Raw genomic sequence first — 20730 nt, forward strand, 5'->3', positions numbered from 1 at the left:
GTGTGCATCGGCGTCCGGTCACACCGTCGCCCGAGGGCGACATCTTGCTTCGATCAACGCAGGTCGTAACGATCCAGGTCCATGACCTTCGTCCATGCCGCGACGAAGTCGTGCACGAACTTCTCCTGCGCGTCATCACTGGCGTAGACCTCGGCCAGTGCACGCAGGACCGCGTTCGAACCGAAGACGAGATCGACGCGCGTGCCACTCCATCGCGTGGTGCCGGTGCCGCGTGTCCGACCCTCGAACGTGGTGCGGCCCGACGGCGCCCACTCGGTGCCCATGTCCAGCAGATTGCGGAAGAAATCGTTGGACAGCACGCCCGGGCGATCGGTCAACACGCCGAGCTGCCCACCGTCGTAATTGGCGCCGAGCACGCGCAGGCCACCGACCAGCACGGTTGTCTCCGGCGCGGTCAACGTCAGCAGCTGCGCGCGGTCGATCAGCAGATGTTCCAGCGGCACTTCCGAGTGCCCCTTCGCGAAATTGCGGAAGCCGTCCGCCCAGGGTTCCAGTGCATCGAAGGATTCGACATCCGTCTGGTCCTGCGAGGCATCGCCGCGGCCCGGCGAGAACGGCACGGTCACCGACACGCCGGCGTCCTGCGCGGCCTTCTCGACCGCTGCCGCGCCACCCAGCACGATCAGGTCGGCCAGCGAGACCTCTTTGCCGCCTGCAGCCTTGCCGTTGAAATCCGCCTGCACGTTTTCCAGCGCCGCCAGTACCTTCGCCAGCTGCGGCGGATTGTTGACCGCCCAGTCCTTCTGCGGGGCGAGCCGGATGCGCGCACCATTCGCGCCGCCGCGCTTGTCGCCGCCGCGGAACGTCGAGGCCGAGGCCCATGCCGTGGAGACCAGTTCGGAGACCGACAGGCCGCTGGCGAGGATCGCCTGCTTCAGCGAGGCGACATCGGTATCGTCGATCAGCGCGTGTTCCACCGCCGGCACCGGATCCTGCCAGATCAGCGCTTCCTCCGGCACTTCGGGGCCGAGATAGCGCGCGCGCGGACCCATGTCGCGATGGGTCAGCTTGAACCACGCCCGTGCGAACGCGTCGGCGAACTGGTCCGGGTTTTCGAGGAACCGGCGCGAGATCTTCTCGTAGGCCGGATCCACGCGCAGCGACAGGTCGGTCGTCAGCATGGTCGGCACCAGCTTCTTCGATGCGTCGTAGGCGTGCGGAATCGTCGCCTCGGCGTTCTTTGCCACCCACTGGTGCGCGCCGGCCGGACTCTTGGACAGTTCCCACTCGAAGCCGAACAGGTGTTCGAAGTAGTCGTTGCTCCACTGCGCCGGCGTCTTCGTCCAGGTGACCTCGAGGCCGCTGGTGATCGTGTCGGCGCCCTTGCCGCTGCCGAAACTGTTGTGCCAGCCGAAGCCCTGGGCTTCGAGTGTGTTCCCCTCCGGCTCTTCGCCCACGTGCTCGGACGGCGCCGCGCCATGGGTCTTGCCGAAGCTGTGACCACCGGCGATCAACGCGACGGTCTCCTCGTCGTCCATTGCCATGCGGGCGAAGGTGTCGCGGATGTCCGCTGCTGCGAGCAGCGGATCGGGATTGCCGTCCGGGCCTTCGGGATTCACATAGATCAGGCCCATCTGCACCGCGGCCAGCGGATTCTCGAGCTTGCGCGTGTGCACGTCGCCGTCGGCGTTGTCATCCGACACCAGCACGCCGTCGTCGCCGCCCTTCGGCACGCCGTGCGAACCGTGCGCATAGCGCACGTCACCACCGAGCCACGTCGTCTCGCGGCCCCAGTACACGTCGAGGTCCGGCTCCCAGGTGTCGTCACGGCCGCCGGCGAAGCCGAAGGTCTTGAAGCCCATGGTTTCCAGCGCGACGTTGCCGGTGAGGATCATCAGGTCCGCCCAGGAAATGGCGCGGCCGTACTTCTGCTTGATCGGCCACAGCAGGCGGCGTGCCTTGTCGAGGCTGACGTTGTCGGGCCAGCTGTTGAGCGGGGCGAAGCGCTGCTGGCCGCGACCGCCACCGCCGCGTCCGTCACCGATGCGGTAGGTGCCGGCGCTGTGCCAGGCCATGCGCACGAACAGGCCGCCGTAGTGGCCGAAATCGGCCGGCCACCAGTCCTGCGAATCGGTCATCAGCGCGGCGAGGTCGCGCTTGAGGCCGTCGTAGTCGAGCTTGGCGAATTCGGCGGCGTAGTCGAAATCCGCGCCCATCGGGTCGGACTTCGACGAATGCTGGTTGAGCAGGTCCAGGCGCAGTTGCTGCGGCCACCAGTCACGATTGCTGGTGCCGCCGCCGGCGGTCTGGTGGAACGGACATTTGGCTTCGGTCGACATGGCTGGAATTCTCCCGGGTGATCGAGCGGCGAGGGCGCGCCAGAGAGGCGGCCATCGGGTCAGGTATACGGAACGCAGGTGACGGTCGAGCCGCAGGTGACGGTCGAGCCGCCGGTGGCGGATCGACGCGAAGCGCGGGTCAGCCCGCGGATCGAGCGAACGGTGGGGGACGGCGTGACCGGGCTCGGTGTCGATCGATGTGCTGGCGCATGGCTGGCGACCTCCCGGACTGGACGTTCAGGGTAGGCCCTGTCATTGCCGGGAGGGAAATCGATTGTTCGGGCCTATTCGATAGGTGTGGACTATCGGAAGTTGCGCGCGCTCTGCCGATTCGATCCAGTCGTGCGCGTGCGTGCCGGAAAGCGCCAATGCGCGTCGTCGTGTTGCATGCAGGCTCATCCGCTCTGATGCTCGCCCGGTGCGCCGCGATCAGAATGGGCCCCGGCATGCGTTGGGGCGACGGTCCTCGAGGCGCGCGGAAGCGCAGGTCGAACGCGTGGAGGCGTGAGTCGGACGAGCCGCGCTTCTCAGAGCAATGCCCGCAGCCGGTACAGCGCTTCCAGCGCCTGCTTCGGCGTGAGTTCGTCGGGATCGAGTCCGGCCAGCGCTCCCATGGCCGCCGATGGCGGCGCGAACAGCCCGATCTGCTGCGGACTGTCGAGCGTGCCCGCCGACATCGGCGCGGCCGCGGGCGTGTCGTGGCGACGCTGTTCGAGTTCGGCCAAGCGCGCGCGGGCATCGCGGACGACGGCCCTGGGCAGACCGGCCAGCGCGGCGACCTGCAGACCGAAACTGCGGTCGGCCGGACCGGCCTTGACCGCGTGCATGAACACCAGCGTCTCGCCGCCCTGCTTGTCGCGATGCTCGACCGCATCCAGATGCACGTTGGCGATGCCGCTGCCGGGCTGGGCGAGCGCGGTGAGTTCGAAGTAGTGCGTCGCGAACAGCGTGTAGCTGCGGTTCGCGGCCGCCAGATGCCGCGCGCAGGCGTCGGCCAGCGCAAGGCCGTCGTAGGTCGAGGTGCCGCGGCCGATCTCGTCCATCAGCACCAGCGACTGGTCGGTGGCGTGATGCAGGATGTAGCTGGTTTCGGCCATCTCGACCATGAAGGTCGACTGGCCCTTGGCGAGATCGTCGCCGGCGCCGATGCGGGTGAGGATGCGGTCGATCGGTCCGATCACCGCGCGCGACGCGGGCACGAAGCTGCCGATGTGCGCGAGCAGCACGATCAGCGCGTTCTGGCGCATGTAGGTGCTCTTGCCGCCCATGTTCGGGCCGGTAATGACCAGCATGCGGCGCGCGTCGAATGCATCGCCGTCGCCGAGCACCAGATCGTTGGGCTCGAACGGTTCACGGCGCACCGCTTCAACTACCGGATGGCGGCCGCGTTCGATGCGGATGCCCGGCGCGTCGTCGAGCTGTGGGCGCGACCAGTCCAGCGCCTGTCCGCGTTCGGCGAAGCAGGCCAGTACGTCGAGTTCGCTGAGCGCGCCGGCGCAGTGCTTGAGCGCTTCGATGCGGTCGTTGAGCGCGTCGAGCAGCTGTTCGTACAGCAGCCGTTCGCGGGCCAGCGAACGCTCGCGCGCCGACAGCACCTTGTCCTCGAAGGTCTTGAGTTCCTCGGTGATGTAGCGCTCGGCGTTGGTCAGCGTCTGCCGGCGCGTGTAGTGCGCCGGCGCCTTGGCCGAATGCGCCTTTGAGACTTCGATGTAATAGCCGTGGACGCGGTTGTAGCCGACCTTCAGCGTCGGAATGCCGCTGGCCGCGCGCTCGCGTGTTTCCAGATCCACGAGGAACTGGTCGGCGTGCGTGCTCAGCCGCCGCAGCTCGGCGAGTTCTGCGTCATGACCATCGGCGAACACGCCGCCGTCGCGCGCGAGCACCGGCGGTTGCTCGACCAGCGCGGTGGCCAGCAGATGCGCTTCGCCTGCGTGCTCGCCGAGGCTGTCATGCAGGGCGCGCAGCCGCGGCGAATCGAGGGCGCCGAGAACGCCGCGCAGATCCGGCAGCATGGCGAGGCCATCGCGCAGCGTGGACAGGTCGCGCGGGCGCGCCGAACGCAGCGCGATTCGCGTGAGTACGCGTTCCATGTCACCGAGCGCGCGGAAGCGCTCGCGCAGGGTTTCGTCGCCGCCCGAATCGATCAGCGTCTGCACCGCATGCAGGCGTTCTCCGAGCACGACGCGGTCGCGCAGCGGCCGGTGCAGCCAGCGCCGCAGCAGACGTCCGCCCATCGGCGTGACGGTGGAATCGAGCACGCCGAGCAGGGTGTTGCGGGTGTCGCCGTCGACGCGCGTGTCGAGTTCGAGATGCCTGCGCGTCGCGGCGTTCATCGCGATCGCGCCGTCTCCGCTTTCGACGGAGATGGAGGTCAGATGCGGCAGCCGCTGCTTCTGCGTTTCCTCGACGTAGCCGAGCAGCGCCCCCGCGGATGCGATCGCCAGCGGTTTGTCGTCGATGCCGAAACCGGTGAGGTCGTGCAGGCCGAAAAACTGCAGCAGCTGGCGGCGGCCGGAGTCGGCATCGAACAGCCACGGCGGTCGACGACGCGCGCCTGTGCGCTCGGAGAGAAACGCCGGCCAGCCATCCTCATCCGGCACCAGAAGTTCAGCCGGATCGAGCCTGGCGATTTCCGCTTCGAGCATGTCTTCGGTCGCGCATTCGCAGACCAGAAAACGGCCGCCTGCAAGATCCGCCCAGGCGATGCCGTAGTGGCCGGCGCGGTTGCGCGCGACCGCCATCAGCAGGGTGTCGCGCCGTTCCTGCAGCAGCGCCTCGTCGGTCACCGTGCCCGGCGTGACGATGCGCACCACCTTGCGTTCGACCAGACCCTTGCTCGCCGCGGGATCGCCGATCTGCTCGCAGATCGCGACCGACTCTCCGAGCGCGACCAGGCGCGCCAGATAGCCTTCGGCCGCGTGGTGCGGCACGCCCGCCATGGGGATCGGCGCGCCGGCCGAATTGCCGCGCTGTGTCAGGGTGATGTCGAGCAGCCGCGCCGCCTTGCGGGCGTCGTCGTAGAACAGCTCGTAGAAATCGCCCATGCGGAAGAACAGCAGCACATCGGGGTGATCGGCCTTGGCGGCGAAGAACTGCTGCATCAATGGCGTGTGCTGGGGCGCGGACATCAAATCGCTCGTGTAACCGGTCGCATAGTCTGCCCGAAACCCGGTTTTCCCGCGGTCCGGAACAGGGGGCCGAGGTCCTCGCGCCGCGGCGCAAGAACTCCATGCGCACGCGTGTGGAAGGTGTGTTAGGTTTCCGTTCACGGCAGGCGACTGCCGGACGTTCCGGTCCGTCCCCCACGCTGACCGGAACGGCGGGGAATCCCGATGGCGCAACGCCGTCGGGCGTCGGTTTTTGAGAACGGACCACACCACGTCACTCGGGGGACAACATGGATTCACGTAAGTTGCAGCGCAGCCTGCTCAGCCACGCCGTCGTCATTGCGTTGGCGGCCACTGCGACCGCGCCCGCGCTGGCGCAGTCGACCACCACGGACAGCGAGACACCGACCACGCTGTCGGCGATCACCGTCACCGCGCAGAAGCGCGAAGAAGCGCTGCAGGACGTGCCGATCGTCATCAACGTGCTCCCCGAGCAGTTGCTGCAGGACACCGGCGTGCGCGACATCAAGGACATGCAGGTCCTGGTGCCCGGCCTGACGGTCACCAGCACCCAGTCTGCGGCGCAGACCACGGCGCGCATCCGTGGCATTGGCACGGTCGGCGACAACCCGGGTCTGGAATCCTCGGTCGGCATCGTCATCGACGGTGTCTACCGCGCGCGCAACAGCGTGGGCTTCGGCGATCTCGGCGAGATGGAGCGCATCGAGGTGCTCAAGGGCCCGCAGGGCACGGTGTTCGGCAAGAACACCTCGGCCGGCGTGATCAATGTGATCACCCGGCGCCCGAGCTACACGCAGGCGGTCGAGGGCGAGGTCACGGTGGGCAACTACGGCCTGATGGGCGTGTCGGGTTCGTACAACGACGCGCTCAGCGACAACGCCGCGTTCCGCATCTTCGCCACCAAGCGCAAGCGTGACGGCGTCGACAATGTCGACACCTCGGGCGGCCCGCGCCAGGAGACCGACGACGGCGACCAGAACTATCACTCGTTGCGCGGCCAGCTGCTGCTCGAACCGTCGTCAAACCTCAACATCAACTTCATTGCCGACTACACCAGCCGCGAAGAAAACTGCTGCGTCTCGATGACCACGTTCCGCGGTCCGACCGCGGCCATCATCGACGCGCTGACGCCGGGCGGCGAGGGCATCATTCCGGTCGTCGATCTCGATCGTCGCCTGGCCTATGCCAACCGCACGACCGAGCAGGACCTCAAGGACAAGGGCGTCTCGGCCGAGGTCAACTGGACCACGCCCTGGGCCAACGATGCGGTGCTGACCTCGATCACCGCGTTCCGCGACTGGGAAGCGATCACCAGCATCGACTTCGATTACAGCGGTGCGGACATCCTCTATCGCCCGCCGAATCCGGATGGTTCGCTGGTGAAGTTCGAGAACTTCAGCCAGGAATTCCGCCTGACCGGCGCGACCGACCGCCTCGACTGGATGGTCGGCTTCTTCTATTCCGACGAGGACCTGGGGCGCAACGACTCGTACTTCTTCGGCCCGGCCTACGAGCCCTACCTGTCGACGGCCGTCGCCTCGCAGGTGCTGCCTGCGATCGCCGCGCAGCTGGCCCCGCTCGGACTGACGGTCAACACCGCGAATCCGGCGACGTTCCTGTCGCAGGTCAGCGGCCGCCCGTTCGGCACGAATTTCACCGGCCAGGGCGCGCTCGACCGTTACGAGCAGAACGCCAAGAGCGCTGCGCTGTTCACCAACAACACTTTCCGCGTGACCGACGCGCTCGACATCACCCTGGGCCTGCGCTACACCCGCGAGAAAAAAACCCTGCAGTCGGATTTCACCAATCCAAACGGCGCGCAGGGCTGCGCGGCGACGCTGGCCAATCCGGCCGCACGCGTCGGCGGCGCGCTGGCGCAGCGCATCAACGGCTTCGGCAGTCTGCCGCCTGCGTTGCAGCAGCAGCTGCTGGCGGGCCTGGTGCCGGCGGTCGCGCCGCAGGTCGCGGGCTTCATGTGCCTGCCGTGGGCGAACATCGCCCACAACGGCCGCAGCACGTTCCAGGAGCGCACCGAGAAGGAATGGTCGGGCACGCTGAAGGTCGCCTACGACTGGTCGGACGATGTGATGACCTACGTCTCGGCGTCGCGTGGCTACAAGGCCGGCGGCTTCAATCTCGACCGCGTGCAGGTCGGCATCACGCCGGTGGACGACACCTCGTTCGACGGCGAGTTCGTCGACAGCTACGAGCTGGGCCTGAAGACCAGCTGGGCCGGGGGCAACCTGGTGTTCAACGGGGCGCTGTTCCACCAGACCTACGAGGACTTCCAGCTCAACAGCTTCCTGGGGACCGCGTTCGTCGTGCGTTCGATCCCAAAGGTCACTTCGCAGGGCATCGACGCCGAAGTGCTGTGGCAGACCCGCATGCCCGGCCTGATGCTGCAGGGCGGCGTGACCTATGCGGAAACCGAATACGGCAACGACATCGTGCCGGACCTGCCGTTGCTGCCGGGCAACCAGATGAGCTTCGCGCCGAAATGGTCTGGCAATGCGTCGGCGACCTACCAGTGGGACATCGGCTCGGCGCTGCAGGGCCGCTTCAACATCGGTGCGAAGTACATGTCCGAGTACAACACCGGCTCGGACCTCAAGCCGGAGAAGATGCAGGACGCCTACACGGTGCTTAATGCGCGCGTCGGTTTCGGGCGCCAGGACCAGCGCTGGATGCTGGAGTTCTGGGGCCAGAACCTGACCGACGAGACCTACAAGCAGGTCGGCATCGATGCGCCGATCCAGACGGGCTCGTTCAACGCCTTCCTCGGTGCGCCGCGCACCTACGGCATGACGTTGCGCATGCGCTACTGATCCATCGTGTCGACGCGACGGCCGGCCCGCGAGGGTCGGCCGTTCGCGTTTCAGCGCCCTTGAAATGCAGCATCACTGTGGCGCGGGGCGACGCGCGCACCGCGATGCGGTACAACGGCCGCTTCCCTCACCGGGCCGATCCATGCACGACACCCACACCGATGCCGCGCTGCACGGACTCGCCGAAGCCACCGGCGCGCTGCTGCGCAACCATCACCATCGTCTCGTCACGGCCGAGAGCTGCACAGGCGGCTGGATCGCCAAGGCCGTAACCGACATCGCAGGCTGCTCGGACTGGTTCGACTGCGGCATGGCCGCCTACAGCTACGAGGCCAAGCAGGCGCTGCTGGGCGTGAATCCGCACACGCTGGAAACGCACGGCGCGGTCAGCCGCGAGACCGTGATCGAAATGGTCTCCGGTGCGCTGGTGAACTCAGGCGCCAGCGTCGCGGTTGCGGTGACCGGCATCGCCGGGCCCGGCGGCGGCAGCGAGGACAAGCCGGTCGGCGCGGTATGGATTGGCTGGAAACGTCGTGGCGGCTATGCGCGCGCGGAACTGTTCCAGTTCGACGGCGACCGTGATGCCGTGCGTCGCCAGACCGTGGTGGCCGCGCTGCAGGGACTGGTCGAGACCGTGGGCGAGCGCTGATGTGGGAGACGCTGGCCACCGTCCGTGATCTTGGGCGGGTGCAGGAAATCGGCGCGGTGCTGGTGCGCTACGGTTTCGGCGATCTGGTCCAGCGCATCGGTATGGCCGGCGCCCTGGAGCGTGCGGGACGCCTGTTGCACATCGGGCACGGCGGCGAGGATTCCGTGCTGCGGCTGTCGCCACCCGAACGCGTGCGTCATGCCTTGCAGGATCTCGGGCCGACGTTCGTCAAGCTCGGCCAGGTGCTGGCCACCCGCGTCGACCTGCTGCCCCCGGAGTGGATCGAAGAACTCGGTCGCCTGCAGAGCCATGTGCCGGCGGTGCCGATCGAGGCGCTGCGCGCGCAGCTGGAAGAGGATCTGGGTGATGCGCCCGAACGCGTGTTCGCACGCTTCGAGGACGTGCCGATGGCCGCGGCCTCACTGGCGCAGGCGCACCGCGCATGGCTGCATGACGGCACGCCCGTGGTGCTGAAGATCCGCCGCCCCGGCATCCGCGAAGTCGTCGAGGCCGACCTGCGCCTGCTCGCGCGGTTGGCCGAGATCGTGCAGTCGCAGGCGCCCGACCTGCGCCGCTACCGCCCGGTCGAGGTGGTGCGCCAGTTCGACGCGTCGCTGCGCCGGGAACTGGATTTCGCGCGCGAATGCCGCAATGCCGAACGCATCGCCGGCAATTTCGCCGACGACACGCGCGTGCTGATTCCGCGCGTGTACTGGGAATGGACCAGTGAACGGCTCAACGTGCAGGCGCTGGTCGACGGCATTCCGGCTGGCGACCTCGCCGCGATCGACGCCGCCGGCCTCGATCGCCACGCGCTGGCGATGACGGGCGCCGACATCGTCATGCAAATGGTGTTCGAAGACGGCCTGTTCCACGCCGATCCGCATCCCGGCAATCTGTTCTTTATGCGCGACGGGCGCGTGGCGCTGATCGACTTCGGCATGGTCGGACGCGTGTCGCCGACGCTGCGCGAGCAGGTCGCCCGGCTGCTTTACGGCCTGGTGTTCCAGCAGCCGCAGACGGTCTGCGACGTGCTGCTGGACTGGACCGAAGGTGCCGAGGTCGACGAGGCACGGCTGCAATCGGAGATCGACGCGTTCGTCGACCAGTACCGAGGGGTGTTGCTCAAGGACCTGCGCATGGGCGCGATGCTCGGCGACGTCACCGCCCTGCTTCGCCGGCACGGCCTGATGCTGCCGCCGGATCTCGCATTGCTGATCAAAGCGCTGTTGACGCTTGAGGGTCTGGGCCGGCAACTCGATCCGGACTTCGACATGACCGGCGCCGCGCAGCCCTGGCTGCAGCGGCTGATGTGGCAGCGCCATTCGCCGCGCGCGCTGGCGCTGCGGGGCCAGCAGTCGCTATCGGGTGCGCTGGATCTGTTGGCGGACCTGCCGCGCGACCTGCGCCGGCTGGTGCAGAGCGCACGTCGCGGACGGTTGCGCGGACAGATCGAGGTGACCTCGCTCAAGGCCTTCGGCGACCAGGTCAACAGCGCCGCGAACCGGATGACGATGGGCGTGGTCGTGGCCGCGCTGATCATCGGCTCATCGATCGTGATGAACGCGGTCAGCGCCGGGTCCGGCAACCGCTGGCTGATGGCGCTGGGCGTTGTCGGCTTCGTCGGCGCCGCGCTGGGCGGGGTGTGGATCCTGTTGTCGATCTGGCGATCGGGCCGACGCCGCTGAGCCGCGGCGCCGATGCGGCGTCAGCGGTGCGGCGTCAGTCGACGCGCACGTCCACCCAGACCAGACGATGGTCGGTACCGTCGACGATGTCGGCATGCGCGGCGTCGCTGCGCGGCCAGAACACGCCGCTGCCGACGAGCGCATGGCCTACCGACGGCAGGGCGTAATCGAGGCGCAGGTTGCCCACGCGCGGGCCGAAGCTGCCCGTGTCGTGCGCGGCCGAGCCGCGATGCTGTGCGTTCGCACCACCGTCCGCCTCGGCGGCCTCGATCGCGCCTGCGCTCTTCGGCGTGGCCATGCGCAGCACGCGTGGATGTTCGAGCAGTTCGACAATCGCCGTGTGGTCGCCAGCGCCATCGACGGGATCGTTGTTGAGATCGCCGAGGATCACGAAGCGTGCGTCGGGTGCGAGCCCACCGCAGCGGCCGGCGTCGTCGCACAGCCACTCGTGCGTGCCCGGCGACAGGTAGTCGGCCCAGAAGCGGATCTCGTCGTGATTGCGTGCGACGTTGCGCTTCTCGGGGCCGTCGAATGCGGGCGGCGTCGGATGCGAGGCGAGTACGTGGAGAACGCCGCCCGGTGCGCGCACCTGCACATCCCAGTGCGATTTCGACGACAGCCGCAACTGCGACCAGGTGGCGTCGGGGTGGAACGCGCGGCCATCGGGATGGCGCGGACGCCGCGCATCCGGCATCGCCTCCCACTTCAGCAGCTGGAAGGTGCGCGCGGTCGCCGCATCGATCGGATAGCGCGACAGCAGCAACATGCCGTACTGGCCTGGGTGCAGACCGTAGCCCCAGGCATCGTTGCCGCGGTCGCGGCCGTCACCGCCGATGGTGCCGTTATTGTCGAGATCCAGGCCGCTCTGCACGCCGGTGTTGACCGGTGCGAGATAGCGGTAGGGATAGTGCAGCGCTTCACCGCCACCGGGCTGCGCACGTTCGAGCCAGCGCTGCTGGAACAGGTCGGCGGCGCTGCCGTCGGCCACGTAGTCGAATTCGTTGAGCAGCACGATGTCCGGACGCACCTGCTGCAGAACGGCGGCGACCTTGCGCGCCCCCGCGTCGTCGCCGCGCAGCCGTTCGATCAGGCCGCCGGCCTCGTCGCTGTTGAGCGAGGTGTTGTAGGTCGCGATGCGCAGTGTCCCGGTCGGATCCGCGTCTGCGGCAGGCCGGGACTGGCCGTGCGTGTTGATGCGCACGCAGGCGGCGAGCAGCACGACGACGGCACAAGCGAGCAGTGCGAACAGCCACGTGCGGCTCATGGCGTCGCGTCCGTCAGCGGTCGCCACTGGTGCCCATCGAAGCCTTCGAGCGGCTGGAAATTGCGTTTGTAAGCCATCTTGCGGTGTCCATCGATCCAGTAGCCGAGATAGAGATAGCGCCGGCGGTCGCGCTGCGCCCACGCGATCTGTCGCAGGATCGCCAGTGTGCCCAGCCCGCGTGACACGACGTCGGGGTCGTAGAAAGTGTAGACGGCCGACAGCGCGTCCTCGATGAGATCGGTCACCGCGACCGCCACCAGTTGCCCGTGCAGACGCAGTTCCAGCAGGCGGCCCTCGTTCCAGCTGCCGATCAGGAACTGGTCGAACTCGTGTGCGCCGTGGTCGTCCATGCCACCGGCGGGATGGCGCGAGACGAGATATTTCCGGTACAGCGCAAGCCGCTCGTCGTTGCGTTCGGCCGGCACCACACGCGCGTCGATGTCGGCGTTGCGCGCGAGCGTGCGGCGCTGGCTGCGGTTGGGTGCGAACGTCTCGACGGGCACGCGCACCGCGACGCAGGCCTGGCACGCCGCGCAATGCGGTCGATAGACGATGTCGCCCGAGCGGCGGAACCCCCAGCGCAGGGACTGTGCGTACACGCGTGCCAGGCGGGGATCGCGCGGATCGAGCACGAGGTCGCGCGCTTCGCGTTCGGGCCAGTAGCCACAGGCATGCGGCGCGGTGTGGAACAGGCGCAATTCGCCTGTGCCGGCATCCGGTTCTGGGGCAGGGCGTGACGGGGTCTGCATGCCGGCAGGATACGCACCGGCGTCGCAGACCACGCGACCGGTTCGCCGACCGCAGGCTGAACCGGACCGTCGGCGGGTCAACGCCAAGCGCGGTGCGGGCGTTGATCCCTGCACAGCGGCACGGTGCCGCGGCAACGGGAACACACCCATGAAGACGAGGCTCATCACCACTGCGCTGCTGGCGGCGCTGTCCATCACCACGATCGGCGCGGCTGCAGCGCAGGCACCCGCCGCCGGCACGCAGGCGGCCAAGCCCGACGGCGAACGTCATCGCGGCCACGGTCCGCGCGGTCACGGCGGCGATCGCGTCGACGCGATGGCGCGGCTCGACACCGACAACGACGGCCGTATCAGCCGTGCCGAAGCGCAGGCCGCGCAGCAGGCGATGCAGGCCCGTCGCGACGCACACCGCGCCGAGCGCGCTGCGCGCGGCGAAGGCGCCCGCAGCGCCGATGCACGCGGCGAGCGTCCGCAGCGTGGGCCGGGCGGTCCGCGTTCGCACAAGGGCGGTGGCTTCGATCTGGTCGCGAACTTCGATGCGATCGACACCAATCGCGATGGGTATCTCACCCGCAGCGAGCTGCGCACGTGGCACACGGCGAAGTCGGCCGAGCGCCGCGCCGAGGGCGAGCGTCGCTTCGCCGCGAAGTTCGGCGAGGCCGACCTCAACAAGGACGGCAAGCTGAGCCGGGTCGAAGTGTCGGAGAAGATGCCGCGTCTTGCAGAGCGCTTCGCCTGGCTCGACGAGAACCGCGACGGCTTCCTGAGCCGCGAGGAACTGCGTCCGGCACGTCCGCAGCGCTGAGTCGCGGGCGACACGTCAACGGAAAGGCCGCGCATTGCGCGGCCTTTTTTTGAACGCGGGATCGCAACGGGCTTTCAAGGCAGCGCATTGTCGGACCGAGTTCTCGTATCTGCTCGGCGCATCCGCGAAACGTGACATGCGCGGGCAAACCCGCTGCGCGACACCTTCGGAAAGACGGATCAGGCGGTCTTGAACCACAGGATCAGCAGCGTGCCTACCAGGCCGAGATTGGTCAGGATCAGGCCGCTCGTGCCGAACATCAGGCGATATCCAAGCGCACGGCGTGCACCGCCTTTCGGGTCCCGGGCGATGTCGCGCGCGATCAGCGGATTCATCAGGCGCGGCATGCTGGTCAGCAGCGGATAGTTGTAGGGAAACAGGGCGATCACGAGCATGACGGACATCCAGCCGACTGACACTTGGCCAAGACCTGCGACGAAGCCGATACACAGCGCCAACAGGCCTCCGGCCAGAGAACCCCACAGGAACCAGCGGTCGTAGAGCTTGAGAATGGCGATGCGCTCTGCGTCGGAATCGGCATAGCGCGCGACCATCTTCCGGCACAGCCACATGGTCAGCCCACCGAACACCAGCGACGCACCAGCGACACCGAGTGCGCTTGCACTGCCCAGCGCTGCCTTGCCGGCGACACCGGCGCCGAATGCGCCGCCGGCGGCGACACCTGCGACCGTGCCCGCCGCTGCCGGCTTCGCGAATGCAGCCAATCCGGCCGTGACCAACAGCGTGAATGCCGTGCCCGGCGCCGAGCTCGCGGCGAATTCCTGGAAGCGCGCCATCAGATCCTCGCGCAGGCTGCGGCGCGCGCGCGACAGACGCTTGCGCACCGCGGCATCCGACAGGCCGAGCAGGGCGGCGACCTGTTTGGAGTTGCCGCCTTCGCGGTAATAGAGCAACAGCACTTCGCGGCTTTCGTCGGGCAGATCGGAAATCAGGTCCGCGGCGACGCGGCCGGTTTCGTCGTCGATGATCTGCTGCATCGGACAGGCATCGGGATCGGCCGCCTGCGCAATGGCGATGTCGGCAGCCTCGCCTGCGACCAGGCGCTCGCGTCGTGCGCGCAGATAATCGCGTGCGAGATTGCGGGTGATCTGGCGCAGCCACGGCAGGAAACTCGTCGTGTTCTGCAGTCTGCCCAACTGCTGCCAGGCCTTGAGATAGGCTTCCTGCGCGATGTCCTGACTGGCCTGGACATCGCGGGTGATCGCCAGCGCGATTGCAGTGGTCGCGTTCTGGCTCATCTGCACGATGCGGCCGTACGCGGCCTGGTCGCCGCCGCGGGCGGCGGGCAGTTCGAGATGGATCCGGTCTTCGAGGCCGAGGTCGGCGGCGATGGCGTGCATGGCGATCCTTGCAGGTCAGGTCGCCTTCTAGGACGCGACCCGGGCGCCGGATGTGACCGGCGCCGTCGATGATGCCTGCGGACGCGCGCGGCTGCGATCAGTCGTCCGCGTCGAACGTCCAGTCGCGACCGTCGCGGCGGACAGCCAGCGTGCGCGTGACCGGTGCCTGGGCATCACTGCCGCGGCTGACCAGATCCACCGTGCCCTGGCCGGAACCGTCGGTGCGGTAGCGGGTGACCTCCAGCGATGCGGCCTGGCCGTCGCCGCCACTGCAGGCCGAGGACGGCCGCACATCGGGATAGCCGGCTTCGAGTTCGGCCAGCAGCGGCGCGGCCGGCGCATCGCCGTCGATGGCCACGCAGACCGGGCCCGCCTGCGTGGCCAGCGCCTCGGCCAGCACCGCCGTCGCCAATGCCCGCGGCACCGGCGCGCGGTATTCGCTCGCTTCGACCGTCGGCGGCACCATGTCGAGGACCGTTTCGGGTGTGGCCACGATGGGCGCCTGGGCAGGCGCGTCGTTCGAAGGCCGGTTCCACCACGACAGCGCGATCACCAGCACCGCGCCCCCGATCAGCGTGTAGCGGACCTTCGCCGCACGCGACATGCCCTGACGCACTTCGGCCGCCGGTGCGAACACCACATCAGCCTGCTGCAGATAGCTGCGCGCAGACGGCTGACTCTGCAGCAGTCCGGCCTCGCGCAGCAGTTCGCGCGCACGCGGCTGTTCGTCGGAGCGCGTGACCCACACCGCCGGCTTCGGGCCGCCGGCATCCTCGCGGTAGCTGAAGTTGCTGCGGCGGTTGCCCTTGTAGGACCGGCCGTTGAGGATCTGCACCTCGATGCCGGCGTCGCGCAGCAGGGCGGCGACGCGCTCGACGTTCTCGAGACGGGGGCTGGAAAAGACCTGACGCATCAGCCGGCCCTCGGCGCGGTATCGCCGCCCGGCAGCACGCGGATCATCCCTTCCTGCGCGGTGCTGGCGACCAGACGCCCGGCGCGGTCGAAGATCTGCCCGCGTGCGAGCCCGCGCGCGCCCTGCGCGCTGGGGCTGTCGAGCGAATACAGCAGCCAGTCGTCGACGCGGAACGGGCGGTGGAACCACAGCGCGTGATCGAGCGAGGCCATCTGCACGTTCGGCTGGTAGTAGCTGATGCCGTGCGGGAACGTGGCGGTGCCGAGCAGCTGGAAATCGGAGGCGTAGGCCAGCAGCGCACGATGGAGCTCCGGTGCGTCGCCGACCGGGCCGGTCAGGCGGAACCACATCTGCTGGAACGGCGGGCGCTTGGGCGGCTTGAGTTCGTCGCGCGGGTAGACATGGCGGAATTCGAACGGACCACTGCGGTCGAGCCAGCGCTGGACCTTCACCGGAAGTTTCGCGAGCACTTCGGCCGGCAGCGGATCCTGCGGCTCGAGATCCTCGGGCGCCGGCACTTCCGGCATGGTGAGCTGGTGCTCGGCGCCGGCTTCTTCTTCCTGGAACGAGGCGGCGCAGAAGAAGATCACCTTGCCGTGCTGGATCGCGGTCACACGGCGCACCGAGAAGCTGCCGCCGTCGCGGGTGCGGTCGACGTCGTAGACGATCGGTGCCTCCACGTCACCGGCGCGCAGGAAATACGCGTGCAGCGAATGGGCGGGGCGCGGGCTGGTCATCGTCGCCTGGGCGGCGGACAGCGCCTGGCCCAGCACCTGGCCACCGAACACGTACTTGGTGCCGATGTCGCGGCTCTGGCCGCGGAACAGGTTGTCCTCGAGTCGCTCGAGGCTGAGCAGGTCGACGAGTTCGGAAACGGGCGGGGTCATCGCAGGGGCCGTGCACGGATGGGGGCGGCGGCGCGGGACGCGCGCCGGATCGTGATTATAGGTGGGGCGGGCCCGGCTCCTGACGCAGGCGTTCAGACGCCGATGCGGTCCAGCGGTATGCGGCGCAGCACGTCCGCCCACGGGAACAGCGGGCCGGGATCGCGCTTGCGCGCGACGGTGCGCGCGGGATCGTCGCTGGCGGCGACGTGCCCGGTGTCCAGATCCTCGTGACCCGCGATGTCGCGCAGGCTCGGCAACGTGGCGCACAGATGCCCGAGCAACTGGCAGAGCGCTTCGATCTGCGCAGGTGTATAGGCCTCGTCCATCGCCTGCCGGTGGCTGTCGTACCAGTCCGGGAAGCGCCCGGTGTTGACCAGCTCGATACCGACCGACTCCGCGTTGTGCCCGTGCACGTGGTGGGCGACGCGCGTCGCCGGCACGTATTCGACGACGGCGCCGTCGCGATCGATGTACCAGTGACCGCTGGCGCCGGTGCCGCTGTCGTAGAGCACGCGTTCGCCGTAGACGCGGGCCGTGGCGAGGTCGGGCAGCTCGGTGCAGTGGATGACGACCAGGGTGATGTCGGATGCTTCGCGCGGCGCCAGCAGGTCCACGTAAGGCAGCGGCTGCAGCGCGATCCGGGGCGCGGACGTGGGGTCGGACATGGCCGGATGCTAGCATTCACACATGAGAAATCCGCCGCCAGACTCCGACCTGCATGCCCTGATGACGCAGTTTCCGCGCGCCGGGCGGATCGACTGGATCGGTCTGCGGCCGGCCCGCGAAACCCAGGCTCGCGCCGTCGACAGCGCGGTTGCGGTGACTGGTGTCGGCCTCGAAGGCGACCGCTACACCGGCGCCAGCGGCAAACGTGGCGTGACCCTGATCCAGGCCGAGCATCTGCCGGCGATCGCCGCGCTCAGTGGCCATGCTGCGGTTTCGCCGGTCACGCTGCGCCGCAACCTCGTGGTGTCGGGTATCCCGTTGATTGCGCTCAAGGGGCGGCGTTTCCGTGTCGGCGAGGTCCTGCTGGAAGGCACGGCTCCGTGCGACCCCTGTTCGAAGATGGAAGCGGCGCTCGGCCCCGGCGGCTACAACGCGATGCGGGGCATGGGCGGCCTGTGTGCGCGGGTGATCGAGGGTGGCGCGCTGAAGGTCGGCGACGCCGTCGAATGGGTGGATGCATGAGCGTGCGTGGCCACTGCATCCTGTCGCACGGGTTCGAAAGCGGCCCGGATGCGACCAAGGTCACTGCACTCGCCGAAGCTGCGGAACGTCTGGGCTGGAGCCACGAGCGCCCGGACTACACCGATCTCGACGGCAAGCGCGACGTCAGTCCGCTCGGTGATGTCGCCGCGCGCGTCGAACGTCTGCTGCGGTTGACCCTCGATGCCGCCGCACGTGGTCCGGTGGTGCTGGCCGGTTCCAGCCTCGGCGCCTGGATCGCGGCGCATGTCTCGCTGCAGGTGCCGGTCGCAGGGCTGTTCCTCATGGCGCCGCCCGTGCGGCTGGATGCCGCGCATCCGCTGCAGGCTGCCGACGTCCCGCTGTCGGTCGTGCACGGCTGGGACGACGAGCTGATTCCTGCTGCCGATGTGGTCGGCTGGACCTGCGCGCGCCGCGGACGGTTGCTGCTGGTCGACGACAACCACCGTCTGAGCGCACACGTGGATGCGTCGGCGGATGCATTCGCGGCGTTGCTGCGATCGCTCTGACGGGCGAATCCTTGGTGTTCGCCTCCACTTCCAGACATTCATGCGTCCCGTCCGCGTAGGCGGGAGACCAGCACCTTCGCTCGACACGCGTCTCCAGATCACCGTGCGACGTCACTCGATGCGCATTCCACGGCTCGAAGCCCCGCAAGCGCGGGAGTCATCGTGAAACACGCCGCGAACATCTTTCACGTATCACCCGGATCCCCATGAAATTTTTCGCCAGCTGCCCCAAGGGCCTCGAATATCTGCTCGTCGACGAACTGCTCGCACTCGGCTGCGCGCACGCCACCGCGACGACCGCCGGCGCCAATGTCGAAGGTACGCTGCACGACGCCCAGCGCGCCGTGCTGTGGTCGCGGCTGGCCAGTCGTGTGCTGTGGCCGATCGCCGATTACGCATGCGAAGACGAGGACGCGCTCTATGCCGGTGCGCGGGCGGTGGACTGGACTGCGCATCTCGACGCGACCATGACGCTCGCGATCGATCCGCACGTGTCGGGCAACGCGATCACCCACGCGCGCTACGCCGCGCAGCGGGTCAAGGACGCGATCGTCGATGGCCTGCGCGAAGCGACGGGCGCGCGTCCGGATGTCGATGTCGAATCGCCGGACCTGCGCCTGAGCCTGGTGGTGCGCAAGGGCCGCGCGATCCTCTCGGTCGATCTGGGCGGCGGCCCGCTGCATCGTCGCGGCTGGCGTCGTGCACAGGGCGAGGCGCCGTTGAAGGAAAACCTCGCGGCCGCAGTGCTGATGCGCGGCGGCTGGCCGGCGTTGTATGCCGAGGGCGGCGCGCTGCTGGACCCGATGTGCGGCAGCGGCACGCTGCTGATCGAAGGCGCGCTCATGGCGGCCGATGTCGCGCCCGGTCTGGCGCGCGATGGCGGCGCGGCGACGGCCGGGCGTGCGCCCAGCCGTTGGCGCGGGTTCGATGTCGCGCACTGGCAGACGCTGTGCGAAGACGCGCTCGCGCGCGAACGTACCGGGCGTCAGCACTTGCGCGCCGTGTTCTTCGGCCGCGATCTCGACCCGCATGCCATCCACGCCGCGCGCGAGAACGCGACCGCCGCCGGCCTGCGCGAGGCGATCGACTGGCAGATCGGCGACATCACCACGCTGCAGACACCGGTGCCGCCGGCGTCGCAGGAAGACGCCGCGCTGGCGGAATCGGTGAGGCGCGGTCTCGCGGTCTGCAATCCGCCCTACGACGCGCGCCTCGCCGCCGATCCGGCGCTGTATCGCACGCTGGGCAATGCACTCGGACGCGCGGTGCCCGAATGGCGGGCGAGCCTGCTGTGCGGTGACGCCGAACTCGCGCATGCGACCGGCCTGCGCGCGAAGAAGAAGTACCAGGTGTTCAACGGCGCCATCGAATGCAGCCTGATCGTCTGCGATCCCGTGCGGCCGCCGCAGCGCGCCGTCAGCGAGACGCCGGAAGACTTAAGCGAAGGCGCGACGATGGTCGCCAATCGCCTGCGCAAGAACCTGCGCAAGTTCAAGACCTGGCGCGAGCGCGAGGGCGTGAGTTGCTATCGCGTCTACGACGCCGATCTGCCCGAGTACGCGGCCGCGATCGACGTCTATATCCAGTCCGAGGCCGACGTGAGCGCCGAGGGCGCGCCGCTGTGGCTGCACATCCAGGAATACGCCGCGCCTGCCGAGATTCCCGAAGAGGTGACCCGGCGCCGCTTCGGTGATGTCCTCGCCGCTGCGCGCGACGTGTTCCGCATTCCGCGCGAGCGCATCGCGGTCAAGACGCGTTCGAAGGGCAAGGGCGGCAGCAAGTACGGCCGCTTCGATGCGCGCCACGAGTTCCTGCTGGTCGACGAGGGCCGCGTGCACCTGCGCGTGAACCTGTTCGACTATCTCGACACCGGCCTGTTCCTCGATCACCGCCCGATGCGCCTGCGCATTGCCGACGAGGCGGCCGACACGCGCTTCCTCAACCTGTTCGGCTACACCGGCGCGGCGACCGTGCACGCAGCCGGCGGCGGCGCGCGCACCACGACCACCGTCGATCTGTCGGGCACCTACCTGCAGTGGTGCGCCGACAACCTCGCCGCGAACGGCTACAGCGGCGCCAAGCACCGCCTGGTGCAGGCCGATGCGCTGCAATGGCTGAAGGCCGAGACCGCGCAGTTCGATCTGATCTTCTGCGACCCGCCCACGTTCTCGAACTCGGCGCGCGCCAAGGATTTCGACATCCAGCGCGAGCACGTGCGTCTGCTGGAAGCGGCAGTCGCGCGCCTTGCGCCTGGCGGCGTGCTGTATTTCTCCAACAACTTCCGCCGCTTCAAACTCGACACCGAGGCCGTCGCCGCGTTCGCGCACGTCGAGGACATCAGCCCCGCCACGATCCCGCCGGACTTCGAGCGCAACCCGCGCATCCACCGGGCCTGGCGGATCACCGCGCGCTGACGTCGACGCGGTTTGCGCTCTGCGAGCCCCTC

The 20730-nt window shown here is 68.5% G+C and carries 15 protein-coding genes; 7 read left to right on the plus strand and 8 right to left on the minus strand.

What is annotated here, in order from left to right:
• Nucleotides 1-53: 53 nt before the first annotated feature.
• Both katG and mutS read right to left on the minus strand, forming a co-directional pair.
• Entirely contained in the window at nucleotides 54-2300 is a 2247-nt protein-coding gene (katG, locus tag AC3IRM_RS05860; protein WP_489205288.1) for a catalase/peroxidase HPI, read from the minus strand.
• A gap of 527 nt (nucleotides 2301-2827) precedes the next feature.
• Nucleotides 2828-5428, minus strand: a complete 2601-nt coding sequence (gene mutS / locus AC3IRM_RS05865) for a DNA mismatch repair protein MutS (RefSeq protein WP_489205289.1) — start codon at nucleotides 5426-5428, stop codon at nucleotides 2828-2830.
• 269 nt (nucleotides 5429-5697) lie between these two features.
• Here mutS and AC3IRM_RS05870 point away from each other — a divergent pair, with 269 nt between their 5' ends.
• The 3 genes from AC3IRM_RS05870 (at nucleotide 5698) to AC3IRM_RS05880 (ending at nucleotide 10590) form a co-directional block, all read left to right on the plus strand.
• On the plus strand, nucleotides 5698-8253 hold the full coding sequence (locus AC3IRM_RS05870; protein WP_489205290.1) for a TonB-dependent receptor: 2556 nt from the start codon (nucleotides 5698-5700) through the stop codon (nucleotides 8251-8253).
• Nucleotides 8254-8395: 142 nt separating this feature from the next.
• On the plus strand, nucleotides 8396-8902 hold the full coding sequence (locus AC3IRM_RS05875) for a CinA family protein (protein ID WP_489205291.1): 507 nt from the start codon (nucleotides 8396-8398) through the stop codon (nucleotides 8900-8902).
• Nucleotides 8902-10590 (plus strand): ABC1 kinase family protein, encoded by a 1689-nt coding sequence (locus AC3IRM_RS05880; protein WP_489205292.1) that lies wholly within the window; start codon nucleotides 8902-8904, stop codon nucleotides 10588-10590. Before AC3IRM_RS05875 ends, AC3IRM_RS05880 begins: the two co-directional genes overlap by 1 nt.
• A 34-nt stretch (nucleotides 10591-10624) precedes the next feature.
• Here AC3IRM_RS05880 and AC3IRM_RS05885 read toward each other — a convergent pair whose 3' ends face one another.
• Nucleotides 10625-11854 carry an endonuclease/exonuclease/phosphatase family protein gene (locus AC3IRM_RS05885; protein WP_489205293.1) on the minus strand — a complete coding sequence of 410 codons (1230 nt, stop codon included), beginning with the start codon at nucleotides 11852-11854 and terminating at the stop codon, nucleotides 10625-10627.
• Nucleotides 11851-12768 (minus strand): arginyltransferase, encoded by a 918-nt coding sequence (locus AC3IRM_RS05890; RefSeq protein ID WP_489205294.1) that lies wholly within the window; start codon nucleotides 12766-12768, stop codon nucleotides 11851-11853. The genes AC3IRM_RS05885 and AC3IRM_RS05890 overlap by 4 nt, the downstream gene beginning before the upstream one ends.
• On the opposite strand from AC3IRM_RS05890, the gene AC3IRM_RS05895 reads away from it, so the two are divergent.
• The gene (locus AC3IRM_RS05895; RefSeq protein WP_489205295.1) at nucleotides 12752-13408 is read left to right on the plus strand and encodes an EF-hand domain-containing protein; all 657 of its coding nucleotides are present in this window, start codon (nucleotides 12752-12754) and stop codon (nucleotides 13406-13408) included. The genes AC3IRM_RS05890 and AC3IRM_RS05895 overlap by 17 nt on opposite strands.
• A gap of 179 nt (nucleotides 13409-13587) precedes the next feature.
• Here AC3IRM_RS05895 and AC3IRM_RS05900 read toward each other — a convergent pair whose 3' ends face one another.
• The 4 genes from AC3IRM_RS05900 to AC3IRM_RS05915 form a co-directional block, all read right to left on the minus strand.
• On the minus strand, nucleotides 13588-14769 hold the full coding sequence (locus AC3IRM_RS05900) for an RNA polymerase sigma factor (RefSeq protein WP_489205296.1): 1182 nt from the start codon (nucleotides 14767-14769) through the stop codon (nucleotides 13588-13590).
• Between the two features lie 97 nt (nucleotides 14770-14866).
• Nucleotides 14867-15682, minus strand: a complete 816-nt coding sequence (locus AC3IRM_RS05905) for a putative signal transducing protein (RefSeq protein ID WP_489205297.1) — start codon at nucleotides 15680-15682, stop codon at nucleotides 14867-14869.
• Nucleotides 15682-16569 carry an acyl-CoA thioesterase II gene (gene tesB, locus AC3IRM_RS05910; protein ID WP_489205299.1) on the minus strand — a complete coding sequence of 296 codons (888 nt, stop codon included), beginning with the start codon at nucleotides 16567-16569 and terminating at the stop codon, nucleotides 15682-15684. The genes AC3IRM_RS05905 and tesB overlap by 1 nt, the downstream gene beginning before the upstream one ends.
• A 92-nt stretch (nucleotides 16570-16661) precedes the next feature.
• Nucleotides 16662-17234, minus strand: coding sequence for an N-acetylmuramoyl-L-alanine amidase (locus tag AC3IRM_RS05915; protein ID WP_489205301.1), 573 nt, complete (start codon nucleotides 17232-17234; stop codon nucleotides 16662-16664).
• Nucleotides 17235-17256: 22 nt separating this feature from the next.
• Between AC3IRM_RS05915 and AC3IRM_RS05920 the strand changes: the two genes are divergently transcribed.
• The 3 genes from AC3IRM_RS05920 (at nucleotide 17257) to rlmKL (ending at nucleotide 20698) form a co-directional block, all read left to right on the plus strand.
• Nucleotides 17257-17757, plus strand: a complete 501-nt coding sequence (locus AC3IRM_RS05920) for an MOSC domain-containing protein (RefSeq protein ID WP_489205302.1) — start codon at nucleotides 17257-17259, stop codon at nucleotides 17755-17757.
• On the plus strand, nucleotides 17754-18284 hold the full coding sequence (locus AC3IRM_RS05925) for an alpha/beta hydrolase (protein WP_489205303.1): 531 nt from the start codon (nucleotides 17754-17756) through the stop codon (nucleotides 18282-18284). The genes AC3IRM_RS05920 and AC3IRM_RS05925 overlap by 4 nt, the downstream gene beginning before the upstream one ends.
• Nucleotides 18285-18490: 206 nt before the next feature.
• Nucleotides 18491-20698 carry a bifunctional 23S rRNA (guanine(2069)-N(7))-methyltransferase RlmK/23S rRNA (guanine(2445)-N(2))-methyltransferase RlmL gene (gene rlmKL, locus AC3IRM_RS05930; protein WP_489205304.1) on the plus strand — a complete coding sequence of 736 codons (2208 nt, stop codon included), beginning with the start codon at nucleotides 18491-18493 and terminating at the stop codon, nucleotides 20696-20698.
• The last annotated feature ends 32 nt before the right edge of the window (nucleotides 20699-20730 follow it).

Source organism: Luteimonas sp. KH_071 (assembly GCF_057838005.1).